This window comes from Halobacillus litoralis, assembly GCF_020524025.1.
In the GTDB taxonomy this organism is placed as follows: Bacteria; Bacillota; Bacilli; order Bacillales; family Halobacillaceae; genus Halobacillus; species Halobacillus litoralis_D.
This window is the reverse complement of sequence record NZ_JAIVKN010000015.1, coordinates 1-521: the sequence shown is the minus strand read 5'-3', so window position 1 is coordinate 521 and position 521 is coordinate 1. Positions and strand designations below refer to the sequence as shown.

Below are 521 nucleotides of genomic sequence, written 5' to 3'. Positions count from 1 at the left end.
AAGAGGTCACACCTGTTCCCATGCCGAACACAGCAGTTAAGCTCTTCAGCGCCGATGGTAGTCGGGTTTACCCCCGTGAGAGTAGGACGCCGCCACGTCAACAGCAATCCCTTCAGGATGAAAATCCCGAAGGGGTTTTTTGTTTATCTTTTTATTCTTTCCTTCTTGGTCTGTTAAAGATTATAGTTGTTACATTATTTCAGGGTGGTTTAAGAGGAGGAGAATGTGGTGCTGGAGAGTCTCATTGCTCTGGAGATCTCCCCGGGAAAAGAGGATGTTATCCAGGCTTTTTCATTTAATGCTTGTATCTTAAAGTTGAGAATCTATGGTAATGAGTAAATGATCCTTTTATGAAAATAGACAAAAATGTTTAACAGAAGTAAATGATAAAAAAGATAAAAAAACTATTGCATCCATTAGAAAACCCGTGGTATATTATTACTTGTCGCATTAAGAGAGCGCGACAGAGCGAACAAAGTGCTCACTAATTTATATAAAAGAGTTGTTGACAAGAACAGCTC

1 rRNA gene is annotated in these 521 nt (G+C 39.5%); it reads left to right on the top strand.

Annotated elements, in window-relative coordinates:
* Window positions 1-98: ribosomal RNA gene (gene rrf, locus LC036_RS18410) — 5S ribosomal RNA — on the top strand; the annotation flags it as partial.
* Window positions 99-521 lie beyond the last annotated feature (423 nt).